This is a genomic window from Paenibacillus sp. FSL R7-0026 (genome assembly GCF_038004485.1).
GTDB lineage: Bacteria > Bacillota > Bacilli > Paenibacillales > Paenibacillaceae > Paenibacillus > Paenibacillus xylanexedens_A.
In genome coordinates this window covers 6,267,354-6,291,282 of the sequence record NZ_JBBORG010000001.1, presented here as the reverse complement: position 1 = coordinate 6,291,282, position 23,929 = coordinate 6,267,354, and the positions used below count along the sequence as shown (strand labels likewise).

Sequence of the window (23,929 nt, the reverse complement as noted above, 5' to 3'; positions counted from 1 at the left end):
TATGGAGGAATCCTCCGACTTCCGCACACTCAAGATTCTGGATCGCTTTCGTCCGATCATCGCCAGAACAGGAGCGGATTATGATGTGCTGCGCCTGATCTTGCGAGTGAAGTTCCAGATGGATCAACGTAGAGTACCTACCATTTTATCCAACAATTCAGGGAAAAAGGAGCGCAAGGAAGGTAATCAGTTTCTTCGATCCCTATGGTTGTATGGATTAATGGGACTGATGATGGTTCCCTTCATTGTCTGGGATACGGGGCATTTCATGCTTCAGATGGGACTTGTGTTCGGCATATTAATGTTTATGATCATGACGTCCATGATCTCGGATTTTTCCTCCGTGCTGCTGGACATTCGGGACCGTAATATTATTATGACCAAGCCTGTTAATGGACGAACGGTAGGTATGGCCCGAGCCATACATGCGGGCGTTTATCTGCTATTGCTGACGGGTTCATTAACCGGTATACCGCTAATTGCCGCGTTGGTGACGCATGGGATCGGATTCTTTCTGATTTTCCTTGTAGAACTGATTCTGATCAATATGCTGATTCTGGTGACAACGTCTCTGATCTATCTGTTCATGATGAAGTTTCTGGATGGTGAGAAGCTGAAGGATATGATCAATATGGTACAGATTCTGCTCTCGGTGGGGATTGCAATCGGTTATCAGCTGGTCATCCGTTCGTTCAGCATTATTGATTTTGGTATGGTATTTACTCCGGCATGGTGGCAGTTGCTGTTGCCTCCGTTATGGTATGCGGCCGCATATGAATGGTTATTCGCAGGGGGCGGTAATGTGTGGATCTACACGTTCACAGCCCTTGCAGTCTTGGTTCCGGTGGTAAGTCTGATCATATATGTGAAGCTTATGCCTTCCTTTGAATTGTATTTGGAAAAGATGGCACATTCGGGTCAGTCCTCTGGACGCAGACGCGGAAGATGGGATCGATTGATCTCCAAGGTGGTCAGTCGTTCCAGAGAGGAGCAGGCTTGCTTCCGTCTGTCAGCCAGCATGATGCGTAATGAACGGGAATTCAAGCTGAAGGTGTATCCATCGCTTGGTTTATCATTTGTTTTACCTTATGTATTTTGGTTTACCGAATTGCAATCTTCTAGTTGGGCGGAGTTTAGACAAAGTTCGTTTGTATACACCTTTTACATCGTACTGATGTTGGTTGTAACGGTGGTGGTCATGCTGAAATTTTCAGGACAATACAAGGCGTTCTGGACCTTTCGCGCTGCACCGATGGCGAATGATAGCGCGTTATATAAAGGCGCTCTGAAGGCGTTCTTGTGTAACATGTTCCTACCGATATTTCTGGCAAATGCCATTCTGTTCACCTGGACATTTGGATCACGGATACTGCCGGATATTGCGATTATTATGCTGACGGCGACTGCCCTTGTACCACTGGCAGGCAAGTTGTTGCTGCGTAAGCCGCCGTTCTCCCAATCCTTCAGTATGGCGCAGCAAAGTGATGGTTGGTATGTATTCGCCGCCCTCCCTGTGCTTGCCATGTTATGGGGAGTCCATGTCTTTTTCCGTTCGGTATCGGGGGGCGTATGGATATATGGTGCAATACTGATCGTAGCGAATGTGTTGCTGTGGACGCTGCTGTATCGAGAGAAGAAGACAGCGAAGAAGAGGTCGGTTGCAGTTTGAGAAGTTGCAACAGAATAAAAGAGTAAAAGAATAAAAGAAGGAAATAAGGAACGAACAAGAGAGCGAATGCAATAAGAGGGATAGTTACAAGAAAACTCAATGCAATCCGCGCAGAGAGCGATTGGAACAAAGTGGCCAAAGGGCTGACGTATTAGATAACTAAGAAATTAAAGTGCAGTGCATCGGAGAAGTAAGAGTTAAACACCGAAGAACGAAGATTAAAGAACGAAGAACCAGAGAAACGAGAGCCAAAGAATCAAGGACAAAAGAAACAGAGAGCCAAGAACCAAGAACCAAGAACCAAAGTGATAAGAGATTAGAGATGAGAAGAACATAGTGATGAGAGCTTAGAAGGGCTAACCGGGACATTTATGTCTAGGTTAGCCCTTTTTGATAGAGATCTCCTTGTCCGCAGCTCTAACGAACCTAAGGCGCCTTATTCAGGGGAATAATCAGAAAAATATATTCTAACGAATCTCAGGAACGCTATCCTTTCGAAAAGTAGCTTTTTACCTCGAAAAAGGACCAAATTAGGCAAAATAACGTGTCTGAAATTCGTTAGATATTAGAATCATACTAAAAGGGGCGAATAGCGTGTATCAGATTCGTTAGCATGGAGTAAAGCAGTGGAGGTTCTCTTTCGGCACGTCGGAATCCGTTGGAATGCAGTGAAGCCCATGATGAGTTCCGGTTATATTATAACTTTGAACCAATAGCGTGGCGGAGAAGGTGTTGGCGGTATGGAGATACTCAGGTGGCAGAGTGGGGCGACCTATTTTTTATCGCCTGATCGGAGGATGGATTCCGCCAGCCGATCGGCTGCATCCGCTGTGGAGATCGCAGATTGCGTAGCCTCTGCGTATACCTTGCTCAGCGTGCCTGCAATCCCCGCCACTTTTTGGCGGATCAGGTCAGGCCCGGCGCCTTCCAGCTCGTAGGCGGTGGAGATGATTCCGCCTGCGTTGAGCACATAATCAGGCGCGTACAGGATACCGCGCGCCTGCATGCGGCCTGCAACTAGCTGTCGTTCACTCAGCTGGTTGTTGGCCGCCCCGGCAACGATGGAGCAGCGCAGCTCCTCCACCGTTGCCGGGGTCAGTACGCCCCCTAGGGCACAGGGGGCGAAGACCTTGCAGTTAGCGGCGTGGATATGGGCCGGATCGGCCGAGATGGCGCCGCTGAACTGCACAAGGGCACGTTGTACACGCTCCGGTACAACGTCTGCCACAATGAGCCGTGCCCCGGCTGCATGCAGGTAACGGCACAGGGCATACCCGACCTTGCCCAGTCCCTGGACGGCAACGGGAATGCCCTGCAAAGATGCAATGCCTTGCTGGCGCAGCGAGGTCACAATGCCGATGTGTACGCCATAGGCGGTCATCTCGGCAGTGAAGTCATCCTGCGCCCCTAGCGAACCCGTGGTGTCCGTCACATATGCGGTCTCCAGTCGGATCTGGTCCATGTCTGTCGCCGTGGTACCCAGATCAAGACCGGTCACGTACTGTCCATTTAGCCGCTCCAGACAACGACCCAGTGCTCGAAAGCGCTGCGCCCGCTTGGATACGTCCGTATCCAGACTTTTATCTTGTGGATGTGTCATCTCATCAGCGGCGACTTTCCGTTCAGCGGGAGCGCCCTTTTGCTGCTCTACCCCTAGATCTCCAGCGACCTGCTCAACACTTTGAGATCCGCAACCATCCTCATCCGGTTTTGTATTCTTCACAAAAGGCACATTCCATATGACTACTTTCCCGCCGCCATACGGCAGTCCGGAGATTGCATTTTTGTACGTCATGCCTTTGGCAAGCTTCACAGCATCCCGAACAGCTTCTTCCTCGGATGCATACGTCCAGTAGCGGCATCCGCCGAGCGCAGGTCCAAGGACCGTGTTATGAATGGCAATGACCGCCCTCAATCCACTATCTGCATCATGGCAAAAAATGAGTTCCTCCATGCCTTCCCGCTCCATCTCCTGCCATAGCTGCATGACGGTACCCCCTTTTTGTTTTGACCCATCCATCCTGGTTCTGACCTGATATCCTGTGCGAGCGTGCTTGGCTTTATGATGATACAGCATATTCAAAGACCCCCGTTTTCGACCCTGGGACCTCTGCTGGGTTGATAATCGGTACAAACGGTTCTATAATTGCAGTTCCGGCATGCCAGAGAGCAGAAAATGCCTACGGATTTACATTCAACCGTTTAGAATGAGGGCATAACGTCCAATGATGGAGATAGAGCGAACATACAGGAAGCATAGATGAAACGAAATCGTCGAGTATATGCAGCAAAGGGCCAATTCCGTTGTGAGGGCCAGGAAAGAGGGATTGTGATTGTTTAAAATATTGGTATTTATCTTTTTGATCCAGATTGTGTACGTATCCGCTTATACACTCCGGATGATTCTGACACTCAAAGGACAGAAATACATCGCCGCACTGATCAGCATGGGTGAGATTGTGATCTATGTGCTCGGTCTGAATCTGGTGTTAAACTATCTGAAACAACCGGAGGCCCTGATTGTATATGCGGTAGGTTACGGATTGGGTGTGCTGCTCGGAGCGTGGATTGAAGAAAAGATTGCGCTCGGTTATATCACCGTTAAAGTAATCTGTAATCAGCTGGATGGAAGCGTCGCGAATGCCCTGCGGGATAAAGGGTACGGTGTTACTGCGTGGGTGGGTAGTGGACGTGACGGGGATCGGCTTGTGATGGAGATTCTGGCGAAACGTAAAAACCAGAAACTGCTCTATCAGACGATTCTCAGTCTGGACCCGAAAGCATTTGTCATTACCGTGGAGCCCAAACAGTTCCATGGCGGCTTCTGGACACGTTCCATCAAAAAGTAAAATCGAGCAGGTCTGCGGCAGATGCAGTCCTGCTTTTTTAATTTCATCCCATCTGGAATGTTCTTGTTACCACGATATATCCCTGAAACCTTACTCCCCAAGTTAACTCTGTACGATTCAAGGTTGCTTACAGTACAAACCCTTACCATACCAGCCTTTCCTAACCACATGTGAGATAGGGATTATTGTTGTAATCGCTTTCAAAATTTACATTGAGAACATGTCCTTCGTAACCTGGCATGGCAGCGATGGACGAATGTCATCATCATATTTTGGGAGGAATGGAATCGATGAAAACTAAATTTCGAAGCTTATGCAGCACAGCCCTGGCTCTAACGTTGGGGTTAACTTTATTGTCCGGCCCGGCAAGTGTGCAGGCGGCGGGTAACGCAGACTACAATCTTACAGGCTTCTCCCAAGGGAACGCGGGCGGCGGCATCGTCAGCGAATCAAACACAGCCACGTATAAGAAAGTGTATAATGCGACCGATCTGGCACTGGCGCTGAAAAAGAACTCCGGCGTCAAAGTTGTTGAAATCATGAACGATCTGAATCTGGGATGGAATGAAATTCCGAGCGCTGCGCAGACTTCTCCTTTTGCCAAGCATAATGATGCGCTGACGCATCCCGTATTAAAACAGACCGGTGTCAGCAAGCTCACGATTGACGGTTTCAATGGACTCACGATTTTCTCCGCCAATGGCTCCAAGATCAAACACGCTGCGATCAGCGTGAAACGAAGCTCGAATGTCATCATCCGCAACCTGGAATTTGATGAGTTATGGGAATGGGATGAATCCACCAAAGGTGATTACGACAAGAACGATTGGGATTACATCACTCTGGAGGAGAACAGCAACGTATGGATTGATCACTGCACATTTAATAAAGCCTATGACGGACTCGTCGATTCGAAAAAAGGAACCAGCGGCGTGACCATCTCCTGGTCCCTCTTCAAAGGGGATGACGGCAGCTCGAACAGCTGGGTTACTCAGCAGATTAACGAATTGGAAGCAAACAAGGCTTCCTATCCCATGTACAACTACCTTCGCAGCAGTGCGGTAGGTCTTAGCAAAGCCGATATTATCGCCATCTCAGGACCACAAAAGAAAGGACATCTGGTCGGTTCGACCAGCCTGGAATCAGCTAACGCCAACCTGTCCATGACGCTGCACCATAATCTCTACAAGGATATTCAGGACCGGATGCCACGCCTGCGTGGAGGAAACGCACATGCATACAACATCGTGATGGATTCGACAGGGGCACGTGCCGCTAAAGCCAAAATTACAACGGCGATGGCAACAGCGATTGCGTCCAAAGGTTATAAATTCGATATCATTGGCAATGGGGCAATCTCCACAGAGAGCGGAGCCGTATTAGTTGAGAAATCAGTCATCAAGGACGTGCTGTATCCTGTTCGCAACAATCAGACCGATCCGGCAGACCCAACCTATACCGGCAAAATCAGAGTGACTGATACCATGTATTCTTTGGATGGCAGCTCATTCCGTGGCAGCAGTGATACGTCTGGCAGTCCACTGGCGCCAATCCCGGCGGTGATAAAATCGTTCTCCTGGAACGGTTTCTCGACACTTCCTTACAGCTATACCACGGATGATCCATCCACGTTGAATGCACGCCTCACGGCTTCCAATGGCGCGGGTTCGGGTAAATTGACCTGGTCCAAGGACAATTGGTTGAAGACAAGTTATTGATATCAGAGTACCCTGTTGCTTGTTCATTCTTCAAATAAGGAAAAGAGTGCTCCTGCAGCTACGATAGCCGGGGGTGCTCTTTTTATATAATTTAGCTCCATATAAAGTTCGGCGGGCCGCTTGAAAAGTGACTCCTTGTTAGGGTGGATCATCTCCAGCTACAGTATGTGTTGGTCTCCCCGGTGATCGTTTTAAATCTTTATTTATCTTCATTACCTTTGTGAGTAATTTATGACAAATTAACCATTTATACAAGTACTTCTTGTAATTTTACTTACCGGTAAATATAATTTATTAAAATTGATCAATAAGGATGGTGAAGCAGCTTGGATGTATGGATATACTCCGCACTTACTCTTGTTTATTTGATACTTGTTGTTTGGATGGCCGTCGATTTAACCCAGAGGAAGCAATGGCTCGCGTATTCCAGTTTTCAGCTATTCGTAGCATTCAGCTTGGCATATGACAATGGAATTATTGCTGTAGGTAATTTGATAGGCAATGGGGAAGTGTTAATGGTCCTCAGTAGCCTTCGATTTTGGCTACATGCCTTTGCTACCCCTACCCTTATTCTTGTTGGCTACCATATCTTGCGCAGCTCAGGTGCCAAGTTTGCCAATAGAAGTATAACGAGTGTGGTGGCATGGCTGATAACTTTAGGTTTGGTTATCTACCAGATTGTAGGTTTTACTTTATCCGAGGTTAAAAATCTCAAGGTTATAGAAGAGTATGGAGTACTGAGATATATGGCAGAAGGTCATGGAGGTCCGCCGATGATGGTGATCATCGTGGGGCTTGAACTCTTATTGGTTAGCCTGGTCGTTCTTTTCAAACATAAATGGGTTTGGCTGTTTGTTGGAACTGCCTTGTTGTTTGTAGGGCAGTTAATCTCCCTACCAGTGGAAACCGGAACTTTAACCAATGTGTATGAGCTGATCCTCATCCTCTCGATTTGGAGAACGACTACATTTTTGAGGGATTCAACAGATCATCGCCGTCCTTAAGCCCCAATGCATCAGAAAAGACTGGCCACTAAGATACAGGCCAGTCATCTGTGTTCGTTTATTTAATTCTATAATTTAGACATCCATAGAATCTGATGAGGCAGACGCAGCACTCACCGATTCACGATAGATAATATTACCTTTCACGTGTACACGGCCGAAACTGCGGTTTGGGTTGTCGACCTTTTTGAGCATGGACTGAACTGCCGTGCGTGCCATCTGTTCCACATCCACTTCAACAGTTGTCAGCTTGGGATCGGAGAGCGTGGCATAGATATCATTATCAAAACCAACAACAGAGCATTGGCCAGGTACCTGAATATCCATGGAAGTCAGTTTTTGAACGAGCAGATGAGCGACCTGATCACAGTTGCATACAAAGGCCGTTGGCAGCTGCTCCGGCAGATTAATCTCAATAAACGTACCCCGTTCATCCCGATCATTCAGAACCAGATCTGGATTCATCGGCAAGCGGTGTTCCAGCAAGGATTTGTAATATCCGAGGAATCGGTCCTGAATGCTGCTCGTGGAATACAGGTTTCCCACGTAAGCAATGTCACGGTGGCCCTGCTGAACCAGATAGTTCGTTAGCTCATAGGCAGCGTAGAAGTTATCGGTAACGACGGAATCGATATCGGAATGCTCATCGTAGAAGTCGAGAAACATTTTGGGAACTTCCATTGATCTCACCAGTTCAATATACTCTTTACTGATCTGTCCGAGCACGATGAAACCATCGACCTTGTTGTCGCTGTACAGCTTGGGCAACGTTAATTCTTCCTCATCCTCCACATTCAGAATGTGCAGAATGCCGTAGTAGCCCTGTTCCTCCAGATGTTTGGTGATGCGCTGGAACACGCGTACATAGAACGACTGCGTAGGCCCGGTAAAACGCTCCGGGATAATTACGCCAATATTATGGGTTAAGCCTTCCTTCATGGAACGGGCAGCGGCGTTATACCGATAGCCCATTTCAACAGCAAGCACTTTAATTTTTTCCTTTAATTCGCCACTCACGCCATCTTTATCATTCAATGCTTTCGAGACGGTCACACTGCTGACCCCGAGCCTGTCGGCGATATCCCGCATGGTGATATTGTTCTTCAGTATGGTCGCCTCCTTCAAGCCGGTATAGGCACAATGTGCTGTCATTATGATGAGCGCTTTCTCCGCACATAATAACAATCCATATCAGTATACATCGTTACCCACTTGGAATAAAGCCATTCTGGCTGTTGTTTCGCTAATTTTCAGCACATTGCAGGTTTCCCTGAGAGGACGTTCTACCGATGTTACGTTAATTGTTTCTGTAAAAGCTTCTCATTCTGTTCAATCAGCTGACCCCGCTGGCTGGCACAGTCCAGGGAACGATACGGATCAGCCGGTGTATTGAACGTATAATCGACCAGTTTCTCCAGAGTCGTTGTTGCTACATGACAGCGGGTATCACTGGATGCGTAATAGATAAAGACTTCTTCTTTTTCATTGACTACAGCACCATTGCAGAAAATAACATTGGACACATCGCCTACCCGCTCATCGTCATAAGGGGCAATGAAGTGGCCGCCCGGTTTGGCAATCACACGCGTCGGATCATTCAGATCCGTAGCGAATGTGTATAACACGTAACGCAGGCCTGCTGCGGTATTCCGAACCCCGTGAGCAATGTGAATCCAGCCACGATCCGTCTTGAGCGGAGCAGGGCCTTGGCCGTTTTTGACCTCATATACCGTATGATATTGCCGTTCATCAATAACCGTCTCTTCATGAATGACCGGGTTCAAGATATCCTCACACAGTCCGAAGGCGATTCCGCCGCCACTGCCTGTCGAGATGAATCCGTCCTGTGGACGGGTGTAGAAGGCATACTTTCCATCCACGAATTCCGGGTGCAATACGACATTGCGCTGTTGAGGGGAATTCGTTGTGATGTTGGGCAACCGTTCCCAGCTTGTGAGATCTCGTGTACGAACCAGTCCTGCCTGTGCAACTGCGCTGGATGTATCAAATGCAGGAGCATCAGGGTCTTTGCGCTCCGAGCAATAGATGCCATAGATCCAGCCATCTTCATGTTGAACGAGGCGCATATCATACTGATTGGTTTCATCCGCATCGATATCATCCCAGACCAATGGTTTACCCGTGAAACGGAATCCGTCAATTCCATTGTCACTCTCCGCGAGCGCAAAGATCGATTTACGGTCCAATCCTTCCGTACGGATGACCATGACGTATTTGCCATTGAAATAGATGGCTCCCGGATTCAACGTTGCATTAATGCCCAGGCGTTCCATGAAATGAGGGTTCGTCGTCTCATCCAGATCGAATCTCCAATGCAGCGGTACATGATGGCGAGTGATTACCGGATATTGATACCGATCATATATGCCGTTGTAGAAGGAAGAATTGATCTCATTGGGGTGAGTAAGCAACTGCTCCTGTTTCTCCAGTAACTCCTTGTATTTCGGGTGTATCATTCTGATCCCATCCTCTCGATTAATTCAATACAGAATCTGCTATTGTGATATGGGCATTTCCACGGTCCGGCAATTTCGCTCTGATCCGGTGTGCCGTTCCCGTCCACCGACCAGTACCATTCCCCGCCAGCACGCTGGTCAATGATGTTTTCTTGCGTATAGGTCCACAAGCGTTCCACTCTCTCCAGAAACAGTGGATCACCTGTACGCTGATACGCATTATAGAAACCGACCATCGCCTCAGCTTGAACCCACCAAATGCGCTTCTCATCGATATGTTCACCTTCTTGTTCATTTAACAGTGAACCATCCGCATTCACGGCTACATTGGAGATGTTATAGGCAATATCTGTGACCATCGCCGCATACTCTGGATGTTGTTCCATCCCCAGAACTTTCAGTGCTTCGTCGATCAGCCAGCTGGCTTCAATGTCATGTCCGAACGATCGCAGATCGATGATGGATTCCCACTGTTTGTTGAAAAATACCCCGAGAAACTTGGTGTCTTGGTCATACACCCGTTCATATAGAATTCCGAGCAGGCGTTCCAGCGCTGCCTTCACTTGTTGATCCGGCCACACGCGATAGAGCGTGGTGTAGGCCTCCAGCACATGGATATGTGTATTCATTGTGTAATCCGCAATAACCCCATTTTCGCTCAGCATTTCATTGGGCTGTTCCTTCCATGTACGATCAAATTGTTCCTTGTAAGCAGGTAGTTCGGCATCCAGACCTTTGTCCTCGATAAGAGCAAAAAGCGTTTTCGCAAGTTCTAATGCAGAAGCATCCCCGGTTGCACGATAGTACTCACTGAGTGAATACACACCGAACGATTGCGTATACACATGTTTGCTCGTGTCCAGCGCTTCCCCTGTGTAATCTACCATCCAGTACATACCGCCATATTCGGTATCCATCACATGGTCAGCGAGAAAACGATATGCATGTTCAGCGTGATCGCGCCACCTTTCGTTTCCGGTAACCCGATAGGCTGCTGCAAAAGACCAGAGTTGTCGTGCCGTGGCGATCCCGCCTTTGGGTGCCTGTGGATTCACCTGAAGATCATTGCCAACCCAGCCGTAGAATCCACCGTGGGTTGCATCTTTAAGGTTGGACCAGAAGGGTAAAATCTGCTTCTCCCAATGGGCCTTAATCTCAGATTGGAGTTGGGGTGTTTTTGTATTCATAAGTGAGCGCTCCTTCAACGTGTTACATAAATCTTAATTCATAAATGGACTAAAGAATATTTACACTGGTCACTCCGATGACAGAATAACCTTCCGATCGCTGTTACCCCCAGATTTTTTTGATTCCTTGTTATAAGGGGGAAATCCGGGGATAGCGTATGCTTCCGATGTAGCTTTCTTTCAGAAAGCTTTTAGGCGAACGCTCCGCTTCTTCAGGTTCTTTCTGTCCTCTACGTTTCGTGTAAATGTTTAATCAATTTATATATTTAAGTTATCGGTAACTTTATTAATCCATATTAGTGCTCTGAAAAACAGATGTCAACGAAATGCATCGCAATTTTTCTTGTTAAGTTATAAATAATTTAATTGACAGGTAAGCGTTACCATAATAGAATTCATTTTGTAACCTTAACGATAACTTAATTAACTTAAGAGAGGGGTCGAAACAATTGAGAAAAAACAAAGGTTGGATGATGTTGCTGACGATGCTGCTCATCACTTCACTACTTGCTGCATGTTCATCTGGAGGTGGATCTTCGCAGGCAGGGGAGGAGATCAGTACAGATCCGGCAGATATCAAAGGTGAAATAACTGTTCTGACGCAACGGACAGATATTGTGGATACCGTGTTCAAAGACTACGCTGCGGAGTTCAATAAGGAATACCCAGATGTGAAAGTAAACTTCCAGGCACTGGCAGACTATGAAGGACAAGTGAAGATCCGTATGAGCACCAAGGATTATGGTGACGTATTGATGATCCCGACCAGTGTTCCGATCGCGGATATCCCGGACTTCTTCGAGCCGCTTGGCACGTACGATGAACTGAAAGACAAATACACGGCTATTGAAGAACGCATGGTGGATGGTCAGGTATACGGTATCCCTACGGTCATCACGTTCTCGGGAATTATCTATAACAAACAGGTCTTCAAAGAAGCCGGTATCAATGAAGTGCCTAAGACACCTGAACAATTTCAGGCTGCGCTTCAGTTGATCAAAGACAATACTGACGCGGTTCCGCTCTACACCAACTATGCATCCGGCTGGGCCCTGACACAATGGGAATCGGATCTGCCAACCGTTGCAGGCAGTGTGGATTACGTTAACGTGGACCAACCGAACACAGATGAGAACTTTGTGCCTGGTCAGCCACACTATGAACTATATAAAGTGCTCTATGATGCAGCCAAGAACGGTCTAATCGAGAAAGATCCAACAACAACCGACTGGGAAAGCTCCAAAGCGGATCTCGCCAAAGGCAAGATTGCCACAATGGCACTGGGCTCTTGGGCCATCACACAGATTCAAGGTATGACGGATACACCGGACGACATCGGATTCCTTCCTTTCCCAACCAATGCAAGTGAGGTTGTGGTTCCGCTCTCCGCAGACTATAACATCGGCATGAACGTGAACAGCGAGAACAAACCTGCTGCCAAAGCGTGGATTGAATGGTTCTTGGCGAAGTCGAACTACGCAGTTGAACAGGGCGGCGGTATGGACGCGGACAAAAATGCGGAATTGCCACCAATTTTGGATCAATATAAGGATGTGAAATTCTCCACACTCACGCCTGCCAAAGAAGGTCAGGAAGGTCTCGTTGACAAGATCGATAACGAAGGTGAAATCGGCCTCTGGCAGCCTGATTTCAAGAAACGCATTATCGAAGCAGGTATCGGTAACCGCAAGGAATCGTATGACGACATCATGAAGGACCTGAACGATAAGTGGGTCAAAGCAAGAGCAGAACTCACGAAATAATTGGATTAACGTAAGTGGATCAGGCGATGAATGGACTGCGGGGGTATAGGAATCCATTTATGAATGGAGCATGGAGCATGTGGTATTTGAAAGTATGATGCCAGATGCTCTTCCCCCGGCAGTTATTCCGCGGGAATTCCATTGGACGGGAGTCTTTCGATATATAGGCGGGTGAACCGCTTGGAGGTGTGGAGAGCATGAAGTACTTAAAACTTTCGAATTGGGGTTACTCAGTGCAACGCATATTTATCATCTGTGCCTTCTCAATTATTCCGCTGGCGTTGCTGTTCACGTTTGCATACTTACCGGTCATCAACATGTTCAAATACAGTTTTACCGATTGGAACGGATACAGTAAAAGGTTTGATTATGTTGGGTTTGAGAACTACACGCGCATCTTCAGTGATCCCGAATACTTCAAAGTATTCATTGTCAGCTTGTACTACTTTGTGGCTACGTTTGTACAGATGGGCTTGGCACTCTACTTTGCCACCATTCTGAGTTTCAAAGTCCGAGGCAAAAACTTCTTCAAAGGCATATTGTTCTTCCCTTATTTGCTGAATGGGGTAGCCATCGGTTTTATCTTCCTCTTTTTCTTCAAACCGGACGGTACACTCGATATGCTCATGCATGCTGTAGGGCTGGGACAATACACGCAGCTCTGGCTCGGTAATCCGAATATTATCAACGTGTCACTCGCAGGTGCATCGGTATGGAGATACATGGGCTTCAACTTTATCATTTTCCTTGGTGCAATCTCTTCTATTCCGAAGGATGTGTATGAAGCATCCGATATTGATGGCGCCAATCGCTGGCAGCAATTCCGCCACATCATCCTGCCAAGCATTACACGTATCCTGCAGCTCAACCTGATCTTGGCCATTAGCGGCGCAATTAGTGCGTTCGATATTCCATATATCATGACCGATGGTTCTAACGGCAGTATGACCTTTGTAATCCAAACGGTTCACTTGGCATTTAAATATGGCAAGCTGGGACTGGCATCCGCCATGGCTGTGGTGCTGCTCATGATCGTTATTCTCGTTACGCTTGTGCAGCGCGTCACCATGAAAGGGGAGGAATAAACGTGACACAACTCAAATACACCCTTGCGAGCGTGGTTAAATATGCTTCCCTCATCCTTGCGGCGTTTATCGCACTGTTACCGATCGTGGTCATCCTGTTTGCATCACTCAAAACGAATGCGGAATACGCCACTAGCAGCCCGCTTTCCCCACCAGCCAACTGGTTGAACTTTGCGAACTACGCGAAGGCCTTTGTGGATGGCAATATGCTGGTAGGTTTCAAAAATACAATTATTATCCTGATCATCTCTATTATAGGAGCGACCTTAACGGGCTCTATGATCGCGTATGTGCTGGATCGGTTCAAATTCAAAGGCAAGAAGATTATGGTCGCGGCGTTCCTGCTCGCTACCCTGATTCCAAGTGTTACAACGCAGGTCGCCACATTCCAGATCATCAACGCGCTCGATCTGTTTAACACACGCTGGGCGGCCATCGTGATGTACCTGGGTACAGATATCATCGCGGTTTATATCTTCCTGCAGTTCCTTGGCTCCATCTCAAGTGCACTGGATGAATCCGCCATGCTGGACGGCGCGTCGTACTTCACGATCTACTGGAAAATCATTCTTCCACTGCTGAAACCGGCCATTGTAACGGTCATTATCGTGAAGGGTGTGAACATCTATAACGACTTCTACACACCGTTCTTGTACATGCCGAAGACCGATCTACAGGTCATATCCACCGCCTTGTTCAAATTCAAGGGACCGTTCGGATCGCAGTGGGAGGTCATCAGCGCCGGCATCATGATCGCCATTATTCCAACCATGATCATCTTCCTGTTGTTACAGAAGTACATCTACAATGGCTTCGCGCAAGGCTCCGTTAAATAAAAAAACGAAAGGCTCTATGAAATGCATATGAGAATGCACAGGAACGAAGAGGACAGAAAAAAGCTGGAGAAACGGAGTGTTCGCATTTATAACCGGATTTTCCCCGTTTATAAGGGGATCAAAAAAAATCTGGGGATAACGGCGATCGGAAGGTTGTTCTGTCATCAAAGTGGTCTAGTGCAATTTTAATTATTCATTTCATAAAGCCTAACCGAAGGGAGAAATGAAAAATGTCAGTTGCCGAAACGAAAAACGTACACATTGTTGGGGACGCTTTGCCGAATATGCCGTGGGAAGCCAAACCGGAGGGAACGGAAGGCCCGGTATGGAGACATTCGGCGAACCCGGTAGTCCCGCGTAACCCGGTCAAAGGTGTTGCCCGCATTTTCAACAGTGCGGTTGTACCGTATAAAGGAAAATTCATTGGGGTATTCCGCGCTGAAACCGTTAATGGGCGTCCACATTTGCATATGGGGGCGAGTGAGGACGGTTTGGAGTGGACGATTGAAGAGGAACGTATTGCATTTGTAGATGAAAATGGCGATCCGTTTATGCCGAACTATGCGTACGATCCACGTTTGGTCAAAGTCGAGGATACGTATTACATCATCTGGTGTACAGACTTCTACGGCGCAGCACTGGGACTGGCGAAGACGGATGACTTCAAAACATTTGTCCGCCTCGAAAATCCAATGCTGCCGTTCAACCGTAATGGTGTGCTGTTCCCACGCAAAATCAACGATAACTATGTGATGTTGTCCAGACCAAGTGACAGTGGACATACCCCATTCGGGGACATCTTCCTGAGTGAAAGCCCGGATCTCGTGTACTGGGGCAAGCATCGTCATGTGATGAGTAAGGGCGGCCAAGGCTGGTGGCAATCGGTCAAAATTGGCGGCGGGCCCGCTCCGATTGAAACGTCCGAAGGCTGGCTGATGTTCTACCACGGCGTAACCGGAACCTGTAACGGTTTGGTATATAGCATGGGTGCGGTCATTCTGGATCTGGATGAACCGTCCAAAGTGAAATATCGTTCCTCCAACTTTGTGCTGACACCGGAAAAATGGTACGAGGAGCAAGGCTTCGTTGATAACGTCATCTTCCCGTGTGCAACACTGCATGATGCTGATACCGGACGTATCGCCATCTATTACGGCGCAGCCGACACGTATGTGGGCGTGGCTTACACGACCATTGAAGAGATCGTGAACTATGTGATCGAGACGGACGAAGTCATCGCCGGAGACCACGAGGAAGGCAAGCTGTAATCGAAGTGAAACCAATTTTTGAAAAGCTGAAATTTACACAATAATGGAGAGTGCAGAACCAATCTGAAGAAGCGAAGTGGTCGCATTTATCTCCGGATTTCTCCCTTGTATAAAAGGGATTGATAGAAATCTGGGGATAACGGCGATCGGAAGATGGTACTGCAATCGTAGTGAAAGTATATATAGTAGGTCATTCTTTTTTCATTAAGTGAACAGAAACATTGGGGAGCAATGTATATGGAGTATATCAAGGGATTTACATTTGGCTGGATGAGTGGCAGGGGAGACTTCCGCAAGCCGGAAGCCAAAGAATCCTTGCGCCTGATGGCAGAACGTACAGGCAGTTCTCATGTCATTTTTGCACTGGCGGCACATCAGGATCATCCGCAGGCGCTAGAAGTGAAGTATCGGGGTGCTCATCTGGTGGAGGATGATGAACTGGTGGACATGATTCGTTATGCCCGTACACTCGGGCTGCGTATCATTTTAAAACCAACCGTCAACTGTACCGATGGCACATGGCGTGCACACATTAACTTTTTTGATATCGATGTGCCGTGTGAGCCGAAGTGGAAGGATTGGTTCCATAGCTACACGGCATTTCAGAAGCATTATGCAGCGATTGCAGAGCAGGAACAGTGTGAGATGTTCATCGTAGGCTGTGAGATGGTGCAATCCGAGCGTTTCGATGAAGAGTGGCGCGAGGTGATCGCCGGTGTGCGTGAAGAGTACACGGGGCTGGTGTCATACAACACGGACAAATATCAGGAAGGTCATGTGAAATGGTGGGATGCTGTGGACGTCATCTCTTCCAGTGGTTACTATCCCATCGGAGATTGGGAGGCGCAGCTGGATCGCATTGAACAGGCGATTGCTCCTTATGGCAAACCCTTTTTCTTCGCGGAAGCCGGTTGTCCCAGCCGCAACGGATCAGCCCAGGTACCGAATGATTGGGGACTAGCAGGTGATGTGAGTGCTGAGGAACAGGAGCGTTTCTATGAAGCGATGTTCCGGCATGTCAGTCGGCGTGACTGGGTACGCGGATTTGGTCTGTGGGATTGGAGCGCACATCTACACGCGGAGAAGGATGCCCTGAACGATGACGGATATGGTGTTTACGGTAAACCTGCTGAGCAGGTGATTCGTCGCTTCTATGAGGGTGTCACTGTAGACGTTTAAACGAGAAACAAGAAGGCGTATATGAAGATGGATTTCAGGATATATCTGCATATGTACTTTCGTGATTACCTTGCTGTGAGCAAGGAATAGCAGATTATTATGGAACTTATTTTTGTAGTTGTGATTCATATTCAGATCGAGAGGCTCTTCCTCCTACAGGAAGGGCTTTTTTGGCATATTTAGTAGTGATGCATACTATGTCGAATTTTGTTGACAAAAGGAGGGCTCCTGCATATTCTTAATGGATGAATATGATAATCATTATCATAAAATAGAGAAAAGGGGTTCAACATCCATGTCTGTACAACATCGCAAATCTTCGGCCCTCACGCTGGCAACTATGCTCTTGTTGTTATTCGTTATCGTGGGTTGCAGCAATACAGGAAGTGGAGATGAATCCTCATCTGCGGCTTCGGATCAAACATCTACGAAGTCGATTACGATGTCATGGCCACGTGATATCGGTACAATGAATCCGCATACGTACAATCCTTCGCAATTATTTGCCCAATCCATGCTCTATGAGCCGCTGATCAGTTACCAGAAGGACGGAAAACTGGAACCTGCTCTGGCAGAATCATGGACCATCTCCGATGACGGCAAAGTATATACATTCAAGCTTCGCCAAGGTGTGAAATTCTCAGATGGTACGCCATTTAATGCTGAGATTGTGAAAAAGAATTTTGATGCTGTAATGAAAAATAAAGATACACATAGCTGGCTGGGCATTGTAGGTGTGCTCGACAAGACGGAGGTTGTGGACGATCAGACTTTCCGATTGACACTCACAGAGCCGTATTATCCTGTTCTTCAGGACTTGTCGGTGGTTCGTCCTTTCCGCTTCCTGGGTGAAGCCGGATTCCCGGATGACGGAGATACATCCCAAGGAATCAAAGAGCCGGTTGGAACTGGCCCGTGGATGCTGGCTGAATACAAGCAGGACGAATATGCTGTTTTCAAACGCAACCCGAATTATTGGGGAACAGCACCAAAGGTGGATCAGATTACGGTCAAAATCATTCCTGACGGTGAAACTCGTGTCCTTGCTTTTGAAAAAGGCGATCTCGATCTGATCTATGGTGAAGGTATGATCAGTCTGGATGCGTTCCAGGAGCTGCGTGACAATGATAAATATGTGACCCAATTGTCTGATCCGGTGGGCACACGCAGTCTGCTGCTGAACTCTTCCAATCCAAAGCTGTCCGATGTCAGAGTGCGGATGGCGCTCCAGCAAGGGTTTAACAAAAAGGCGATGGTGGAAGGCGTGACTTCCGGATTGGAAGAACCAGCCGATACCGTATTGTCCAAAAACTATCCATACACCAATGTAGACCTGGAACCGATCACGTATGACGTGGAGAAATCCAAAGCATTACTGGATGAAGCGGGCTGGAAGCTGCCTGCAGGTGGTACGGTTCGTGAAAAAGACGGTCAGCAGCTTGATTTCGAGATGATTTTTGACAAAACGGACCCGATTCAGAAAGCGATGGCTGAGACCATTCAGGCGGAATGGAGCGAGCTTGGGGTTAAAGTTAACCTCACTGGGCTGGAACTGACGGTTCAGATCAAACGTCTGAAAGCCAATGATTTCGACCTGTATTTCTGGTACAACTATGGCGCACCGTATGATCCACATTCCTTCATTAACGTTGTGGCGAGCCCTGGATTCGGGATTTCCGAGACCCTGAGTGCGTTGCCGATGAAAAAGGAACTGGACGATCAGGTTCATGCAGCCCTGTCATCTACAGACGAGACGAAACGCCAGGAGTTATATGGCTCTATCCTGAAAACACTTCAGGAGCAATCGGCGATCGTACCGATCTCTTATATTAAGAAAACGGCTGTATATCAGAAGAAAATCTCCAACTTTATTTTCCCGGCGAACCGTGACGAGAATCCGTTTGTGGGCATTGAATTGGGCAATCAATAAGTCGTAATTACTTTAATTTCGGAAGTGGTAAGGCCTTGGCAAGGTCATGTAGCTTGATAAAAGGAGGAACGTTTGGTGATCAGTTATATCGGGAAACGGATGATCGCGATCATTCCTATCGTTTTTATCGCTACACTTGTGACCTTTGCGCTTATTCATATCTCACCGGTTGATCCGGCCGAGGCTTATCTGACAGCCGCTCATATCTATCCAACACCGGAGCTGCTTGCGCAAAAACGGCATGAATTCGGTCTGGATCAGCCCTTGTTAACCCAATATGCGCATACGATTCAGAAAATTGCCAAGCTCGACTTTGGCACCTCGTATCTCACCAACAAACCCGTATGGGATGAAGTGAAATTAAGGCTTCCGGCTACGGCTGAGCTAGCCTTCTGGAGTATGTTGTTATCGGCTTTGGTGAGTATTCCATTGGGAATACTGGCGGCGGTGTACAAGAATAGCTGGATTGACATGGTCAGCCGTGCGATTTCCTATTTTGGAGCATCTATTCCGCAGTTCTGGCTCGGTTACCTGCTGATCTTCTTTTTCTCAGTGAAATTGGACTGGCTACCTGTGGAGGGGCGTGGATCGTGGGAGAATCTGGTTCTGCCTACGATTACACTTTCCTTGATTCTTATTGCGGTCTACACCCGATTGTTGCGTTCCAGTGTACTGGAGCAATTGCAGGAGACATATGTACAGTATGCAAGAACACGCGGGATTCGCGAACGAGTCATAATGCTGAAACATGTCCTGAAGATCGCTATATCGCCCCTCATTACGGGGATGGGGATGAGTATGGGCAAGCTGCTCACAGGCACCATTATTGTAGAACAGGTATTTTCCTGGCCGGGGTTTGGGCGTTATTTTGTCGATGCGATATTTAACCGGGATATTCCCGTGATTCAATGTTATGTCTTCCTGGCGGCATGCCTGTTCATCGTATGCAATCTGCTCGTTGATCTGGTGCAGCTCGTTATGGACCCACGGATTTCAGCGAAAGGACGGGCAGAACATTGATAAACAAATGGCGTGCGGTATTTAAAGGACAGAGAGCCATTCAGATATGCTCTGTGATCATATTGCTCTTCTTCGTGATTGCGATACTGGCTCCGTGGATTGCTCCTCATGACCCGGTGAAGGTGAATTTGTTGCAGAAGCTGGCGAGTCCATCGCTGGAGCATTGGCTCGGAACGGATCATCTGGGACGCGACAATCTCACCAGGCTGATGTATGGAGCACGGGTGTCACTTGGATTTGCTACCCTGATCTTTCTGTCGTCTTTGCTCATAGGTGTCATTGTAGGTTCAATCTCCGGTTACCTTGGTGGCTGGGTGGACAGTCTGCTGATGCGCTTGTGTGAAGGCATTATGGCATTTCCGAATCTGGTGCTTGTGCTGGGTATTGTGGGGATTTTTGGTCCAGGTCTGATGCAGGTGCTTCTGGCCCTCATGATGGTACAGTGGGTGTATTATGCACGTATCTGCCGGAATATGGTCGTTAGTCTGAAAGAACGGAACTTTATCGCAGCGGCGCGGATTAGCGGTTCCTCTTCGTGGACGATTATTCGAAAACATATCATCCCCAACGTGCAGCGTCCGATCGTTGTGATGGGTACGTTGGAGATGGGGTGGGCGATTATGGATATATCCGCTCTGTCCTTCTTGGGACTCGGTATTCAACCCCCAAATGCAGAATGGGGCGCCATGATTCATGAAGGAACGGGTTATATTCGCAGTCATCCGGAGTTGATGATTTACCCGGGGGCATTGATTTTACTGGTAGTTATTACGTTCAACATCTTAGGTGAAGCGTTATCCGAGCGTTATGGCATTGCAAAAAGGTAGTAATTCGGAACCGAAGGCATATGGAGGTGAACGTAACGATGGATGATGCAGCGAAGGTACTCGAAGTTCGTGGTCTGCAAGTGAATCTTAGAACAGCGGAGGGTTCAGTCCCGTTACTGGAGCCCATTGATTTTGAATTAAAAAAAGGGCGTGTCTTCGGTCTGGTCGGCGAGAGTGGCAGCGGCAAGACCGTTACATGTAATGCGCTGCTCCATCTGCTTGATTCACGCCGGATGGAAGTATCGGGCAGCATCCGTCTGAATGGACGGGAGCTTGGCTCGTTGTCGGGTGAGGAGATGCGGCGCATCCGGGGCAAGGACATCGGATTTATTATGCAGAATCCGATGAATGCTTTTACACCCGTGTATACGATTGGATCGCAATTCATTGAGACCTTGCGTACGCACACGGGAATGTCCAAAGCAGCGTCCCGGGAGCGGGCTATTGCTGCCTTGGCAGATATGAACCTGCCCGAGCCGGCCAAACTGATGAAGCGATATCCATTTCAACTGAGTGGCGGTATGTTACAACGAGTGATGATTGCCATATCGATGTGCCTGCGACCAGCCCTGGTTATTGCTGACGAACCAACGACGGCACTGGATGTTGTGAACCAGTTCAAAGTGCTTCAGGAATTGGATCGGCTACGTACCGAATATGGCACATCCATCTTGCTCATCTCCCACGATCTGGGCGTGATTTCACAAATGGCGGATGAAGTCGCGGTCATGCAGAAGGGTCGTATTGTGGAGCAGGCGGATGTGTACCAACTATTCGATCACCCGCAGCATGAATATACCCGGATGTTGTTAAATGCCAGGCCCAGTATGTCTTTGAGACGATAGCGAATGACATGTGGGATGAATCGTTCAGTGAGAGTAAATGTAGAGCGGGTATGAACTGTATTTTGAGTGGGCAGTCGTAGAGATGGAATTGGCATGGTGATGTGTTATTTCAGCCTCTTCGGAGATTACTTCTGCCAAGTACAAAAGAGGGGGATGACCTGATGCTTCAGGTACGTGAAGTAAGCCATAGCTATGGCAAACGCAATTGGCTGGATCGTTCGGGAGCGCGTCCTCCTGTGCTGGCAGACATCTCGCTTACGATTGAAAAGGGTGTTTGTCTGGGACTGCTGGGTACGAGTGGGGCTGGTAAAAGTACCTTGGGTAAAATCATTCTTGGTCTGGAGAAGCCCAGCCAGGGTCAGGTTTTATTTCAAGGTCAGGATATCTACCGATCCAGCAAACCAGTACTCAAGGGATTACGGCGTGATTTGCAAGTCGTGTTCCAGGACTGTTATTCGGCTGTGAATCCACTCATGACTGCTGCGCAGATCATCGGTGAGCCACTAAATAATTACGAGCGATTTTCGGCAAAAGAACAACTTCGTGTGGTCGGACAACTGCTTGAGCAGGTCGGACTTACACCAGAGGATGCAAACAAGCTTCCGCACCAGTTCAGCGGTGGGCAATTACAGCGAGTTAACATCGCAAGAGCTATTGCGCTCAAACCGAAGTTAATCGTACTGGACGAATCGATCAGCAGCCTGGACATGGTGCACCAGACGCAAATTCTATCCTTATTGGCGGAGCTCAGAGCATCCTACGGGTTGTCTTACCTCTTTATCACACATGATATTCGGGCCGCCATGACGATCTGTGACCGCATTGCGGTAATGGATCAGGGGAAGCTGGTTTATAGCGGTGATGCCGGAGATTCGGTAATGCAGTCGGATCAACCGGCTGTGCAGCAACTGGTTACAGCTATTTTGCCTGAGCACCCATCAGGTCGTATTTCGTTTAGGTAATGCGTTGTTTGTATGGGTGTAGATGGCTGTTCATTGGGGCGCTAACCATGGTTATTTCCAATGCATTACTGATGCGAAGTCGCTAACGAACTGAGTGAGTGTTAAATGGCGATTTAGCGTGGAATGCAAAATGTAACGAACCTCAGTGAAGTTATTCCGGTGCAAACTAGTTTAAAACCTCCAAATGATACACAGATCGAGGAAATAACGCGTCTACGATTCGTTAAACCTCAGACTTATCGAAAAAGGCGCTAATAGCGTGTTTACGGTTCGTTAGACCATAATGAGTGCTAAAAGGGTTGTCCCTGCGTCTTGAACAAGACGTAGGGACAACCCTTTTTTGTAACTGGAAATAGGTACATTTCTGCTCTCTGATATAAGTTAAACTAAGATTACAATTGCGCCACTCGCGGATTACAGGACTACCTTCGAATTGCGTTTATCCCCAGATTTTTGATTTATCTTACAACCTGAAAATCTTGGAGAGAAGTATATACTTCCCATGAAGTTTTCTTGCAGAAAAGTGTTCACCCCATTTTCCGCCCAAGCTGCTCAATCTTATCAAGCCAATTCTTTCTCTGTTCATCTGACTTTTTACCAACTTGATCTACAGGTGTTATCCGCACAGGTTTGATACCAGTCAGTGCAAATGTGGAGATCTTCATCATTTTATGTGCGGGCTCACCCTGGAACCATTTGAAATACCAGCTTGGGCCATCCATGGTAGTGATCATGCGAGCGGTGCGGCCTTTGAGCAACTGATCTGGAAAAGGTTTACCTTTTTGATACTTGAAGGCGTAACCTGGCATAAAGATTCGGTCAACGAAACCTTTCAGCAGGGCAGGTGGTCCTCCCCACCAGATTGGGAATACCCATACAAGATGCTCGGCCCACTTGATTGCTTCTTGGGCCTCCAGCAAATCTGGTTCAAGTGGAAGTTTATTACGATATCCTCCCTCCAGATTCATGTTGAATGCCAACTCGTTCAGGGTGATCATGCGGACGTCGGCACCCGCCTGCACCGCACCTTTACGGTAAGCTTCGGCTAGTGCGCCGTTGTAACTGGGGGAGACGGGATTGCCTTGAATGATTAATATTTTTTTCATGGAAGATGACACGTCCTGACTATTTTAGTTAATGAACACTAACCTCATGTGCAAAAAGAAAAGGTCACGTATGACCCGGTAATCCATTCGTATATCCTGATGGTATGCTGACGATTCTCTTTTAGAAGTTATTCAACAAGTCCGCCTTTGATTACGAATCATGCCTAGCGGCATCATCCGCATCGAATATGGGATTCAGCCGAA

General features: G+C 47.8%; 19 protein-coding genes. 14 read left to right on the top strand and 5 right to left on the bottom strand.

The window, feature by feature from the left end; genetic code table 11:
- Window position 1: 1 nt before the first annotated feature.
- Window positions 2–1,669: a hypothetical protein gene (locus MKY44_RS27565; protein ID WP_341009492.1), complete on the top strand. Its 1,668-nt coding sequence runs from the start codon at window positions 2–4 to the stop codon at window positions 1,667–1,669.
- A gap of 772 nt (window positions 1,670–2,441) precedes the next feature.
- Here MKY44_RS27565 and MKY44_RS27560 read toward each other — a convergent pair.
- Window positions 2,442–3,656: a Leu/Phe/Val dehydrogenase gene (locus tag MKY44_RS27560; protein WP_341009490.1), complete on the bottom strand. Its 1,215-nt coding sequence runs from the start codon at window positions 3,654–3,656 to the stop codon at window positions 2,442–2,444.
- Between the two features lie 346 nt (window positions 3,657–4,002).
- Between MKY44_RS27560 and MKY44_RS27555 the strand changes: the two genes are divergently transcribed.
- The 3 genes from MKY44_RS27555 (at window position 4,003) to MKY44_RS27545 (ending at window position 7,240) form a co-directional block, all read left to right on the top strand.
- Window positions 4,003–4,518 carry a DUF2179 domain-containing protein gene (locus MKY44_RS27555; RefSeq protein ID WP_036671622.1) on the top strand — a complete coding sequence of 172 codons (516 nt, stop codon included), beginning with the start codon at window positions 4,003–4,005 and terminating at the stop codon, window positions 4,516–4,518.
- Between the two features lie 290 nt (window positions 4,519–4,808).
- Complete coding sequence (locus MKY44_RS27550; protein ID WP_341009489.1) at window positions 4,809–6,236, top strand: pectate lyase family protein; 1,428 nt, start codon at window positions 4,809–4,811, stop codon at window positions 6,234–6,236.
- Window positions 6,237–6,562: 326 nt separating this feature from the next.
- On the top strand, window positions 6,563–7,240 hold the full coding sequence (locus MKY44_RS27545; RefSeq protein ID WP_341009487.1) for a hypothetical protein: 678 nt from the start codon (window positions 6,563–6,565) through the stop codon (window positions 7,238–7,240).
- A gap of 75 nt (window positions 7,241–7,315) precedes the next feature.
- Here MKY44_RS27545 and MKY44_RS27540 read toward each other — a convergent pair whose 3' ends face one another.
- The 3 genes from MKY44_RS27540 to MKY44_RS27530 form a co-directional block, all read right to left on the bottom strand.
- Window positions 7,316–8,392 (bottom strand): substrate-binding domain-containing protein, encoded by a 1,077-nt coding sequence (locus MKY44_RS27540; protein WP_341009485.1) that lies wholly within the window; start codon window positions 8,390–8,392, stop codon window positions 7,316–7,318.
- Window positions 8,393–8,532: 140 nt separating this feature from the next.
- A complete protein-coding gene (locus MKY44_RS27535) occupies window positions 8,533–9,717 on the bottom strand; it encodes a glycoside hydrolase family 130 protein (RefSeq protein ID WP_341009483.1) in 1,185 nt (394 codons plus the stop codon).
- Window positions 9,714–10,904: an AGE family epimerase/isomerase gene (locus MKY44_RS27530; RefSeq protein WP_341009482.1), complete on the bottom strand. Its 1,191-nt coding sequence runs from the start codon at window positions 10,902–10,904 to the stop codon at window positions 9,714–9,716. The genes MKY44_RS27535 and MKY44_RS27530 overlap by 4 nt, the downstream gene beginning before the upstream one ends.
- Window positions 10,905–11,353: 449 nt before the next feature.
- Between MKY44_RS27530 and MKY44_RS27525 the strand changes: the two genes are divergently transcribed.
- The 10 genes from MKY44_RS27525 to nikE all read left to right on the top strand — a co-directional run bounded on the left by MKY44_RS27525 (window position 11,354) and on the right by nikE (window position 22,619).
- Window positions 11,354–12,667 (top strand): ABC transporter substrate-binding protein, encoded by a 1,314-nt coding sequence (locus MKY44_RS27525; protein WP_341009480.1) that lies wholly within the window; start codon window positions 11,354–11,356, stop codon window positions 12,665–12,667.
- Between the two features lie 197 nt (window positions 12,668–12,864).
- Window positions 12,865–13,752, top strand: a complete 888-nt coding sequence (locus MKY44_RS27520) for a carbohydrate ABC transporter permease (protein ID WP_341009479.1) — start codon at window positions 12,865–12,867, stop codon at window positions 13,750–13,752.
- Between the two features lie 2 nt (window positions 13,753–13,754).
- Window positions 13,755–14,588, top strand: coding sequence for a carbohydrate ABC transporter permease (locus tag MKY44_RS27515; protein ID WP_341009477.1), 834 nt, complete (start codon window positions 13,755–13,757; stop codon window positions 14,586–14,588).
- A 230-nt stretch (window positions 14,589–14,818) separates the two neighbouring features.
- Entirely contained in the window at window positions 14,819–15,856 is a 1,038-nt protein-coding gene (locus tag MKY44_RS27510; protein WP_341009475.1) for a glycoside hydrolase family 130 protein, read from the top strand.
- Between the two features lie 237 nt (window positions 15,857–16,093).
- Entirely contained in the window at window positions 16,094–17,035 is a 942-nt protein-coding gene (locus MKY44_RS27505) for a glycoside hydrolase family 113 (RefSeq protein ID WP_341009474.1), read from the top strand.
- A 295-nt stretch (window positions 17,036–17,330) separates the two neighbouring features.
- Window positions 17,331–18,965: a nickel ABC transporter substrate-binding protein gene (gene nikA / locus MKY44_RS27500; protein ID WP_341009472.1), complete on the top strand. Its 1,635-nt coding sequence runs from the start codon at window positions 17,331–17,333 to the stop codon at window positions 18,963–18,965.
- A 75-nt stretch (window positions 18,966–19,040) separates the two neighbouring features.
- Entirely contained in the window at window positions 19,041–19,985 is a 945-nt protein-coding gene (gene nikB, locus MKY44_RS27495; protein WP_340014896.1) for a nickel ABC transporter permease subunit NikB, read from the top strand.
- Window positions 19,982–20,812: a nickel ABC transporter permease subunit NikC gene (nikC, locus tag MKY44_RS27490; protein WP_341009470.1), complete on the top strand. Its 831-nt coding sequence runs from the start codon at window positions 19,982–19,984 to the stop codon at window positions 20,810–20,812. Before nikB ends, nikC begins: the two co-directional genes overlap by 4 nt.
- A 38-nt stretch (window positions 20,813–20,850) precedes the next feature.
- Window positions 20,851–21,657, top strand: coding sequence for an ABC transporter ATP-binding protein (locus tag MKY44_RS27485; protein ID WP_341009468.1), 807 nt, complete (start codon window positions 20,851–20,853; stop codon window positions 21,655–21,657).
- A gap of 161 nt (window positions 21,658–21,818) precedes the next feature.
- A complete protein-coding gene (nikE, locus tag MKY44_RS27480; protein WP_341009466.1) occupies window positions 21,819–22,619 on the top strand; it encodes a nickel import ATP-binding protein NikE in 801 nt (266 codons plus the stop codon).
- A 527-nt stretch (window positions 22,620–23,146) separates the two neighbouring features.
- On the opposite strand, the gene MKY44_RS27475 is transcribed toward nikE, so the two are convergent.
- Window positions 23,147–23,725, bottom strand: coding sequence for an NAD(P)H-dependent oxidoreductase (locus MKY44_RS27475; RefSeq protein WP_076216817.1), 579 nt, complete (start codon window positions 23,723–23,725; stop codon window positions 23,147–23,149).
- Between the last annotated feature and the right edge of the window lie 204 nt (window positions 23,726–23,929).

Bases quoted from the DNA above. Each gene is read 5' to 3' on its own strand.
- nikE (WP_341009466.1), top strand. From the start codon at position 21,819: ATGCTTCAGGTACGTGAAGTAAGCCATAGCTATGGCAAACGCAATTGG.
- MKY44_RS27535 (WP_341009483.1), bottom strand. From the start codon at position 9,717: ATGATACACCCGAAATACAAGGAGTTACTGGAGAAACAGGAGCAGTTG.
- MKY44_RS27510 (WP_341009475.1), top strand. From the start codon at position 14,819: ATGTCAGTTGCCGAAACGAAAAACGTACACATTGTTGGGGACGCTTTG.
- nikA (WP_341009472.1), top strand. From the start codon at position 17,331: ATGTCTGTACAACATCGCAAATCTTCGGCCCTCACGCTGGCAACTATG.
- MKY44_RS27485 (WP_341009468.1), top strand. From the start codon at position 20,851: ATGGATGATGCAGCGAAGGTACTCGAAGTTCGTGGTCTGCAAGTGAAT.
- MKY44_RS27520 (WP_341009479.1), top strand. From the start codon at position 12,865: ATGAAGTACTTAAAACTTTCGAATTGGGGTTACTCAGTGCAACGCATA.
- MKY44_RS27550 (WP_341009489.1), top strand. From the start codon at position 4,809: ATGAAAACTAAATTTCGAAGCTTATGCAGCACAGCCCTGGCTCTAACG.
- MKY44_RS27505 (WP_341009474.1), top strand. From the start codon at position 16,094: ATGGAGTATATCAAGGGATTTACATTTGGCTGGATGAGTGGCAGGGGA.
- MKY44_RS27530 (WP_341009482.1), bottom strand. From the start codon at position 10,904: ATGAATACAAAAACACCCCAACTCCAATCTGAGATTAAGGCCCATTGG.
- MKY44_RS27560 (WP_341009490.1), bottom strand. From the start codon at position 3,656: ATGCAGCTATGGCAGGAGATGGAGCGGGAAGGCATGGAGGAACTCATT.
- MKY44_RS27565 (WP_341009492.1), top strand. From the start codon at position 2: ATGGAGGAATCCTCCGACTTCCGCACACTCAAGATTCTGGATCGCTTT.
- MKY44_RS27475 (WP_076216817.1), bottom strand. From the start codon at position 23,725: ATGAAAAAAATATTAATCATTCAAGGCAATCCCGTCTCCCCCAGTTAC.
- MKY44_RS27540 (WP_341009485.1), bottom strand. From the start codon at position 8,392: ATGACAGCACATTGTGCCTATACCGGCTTGAAGGAGGCGACCATACTG.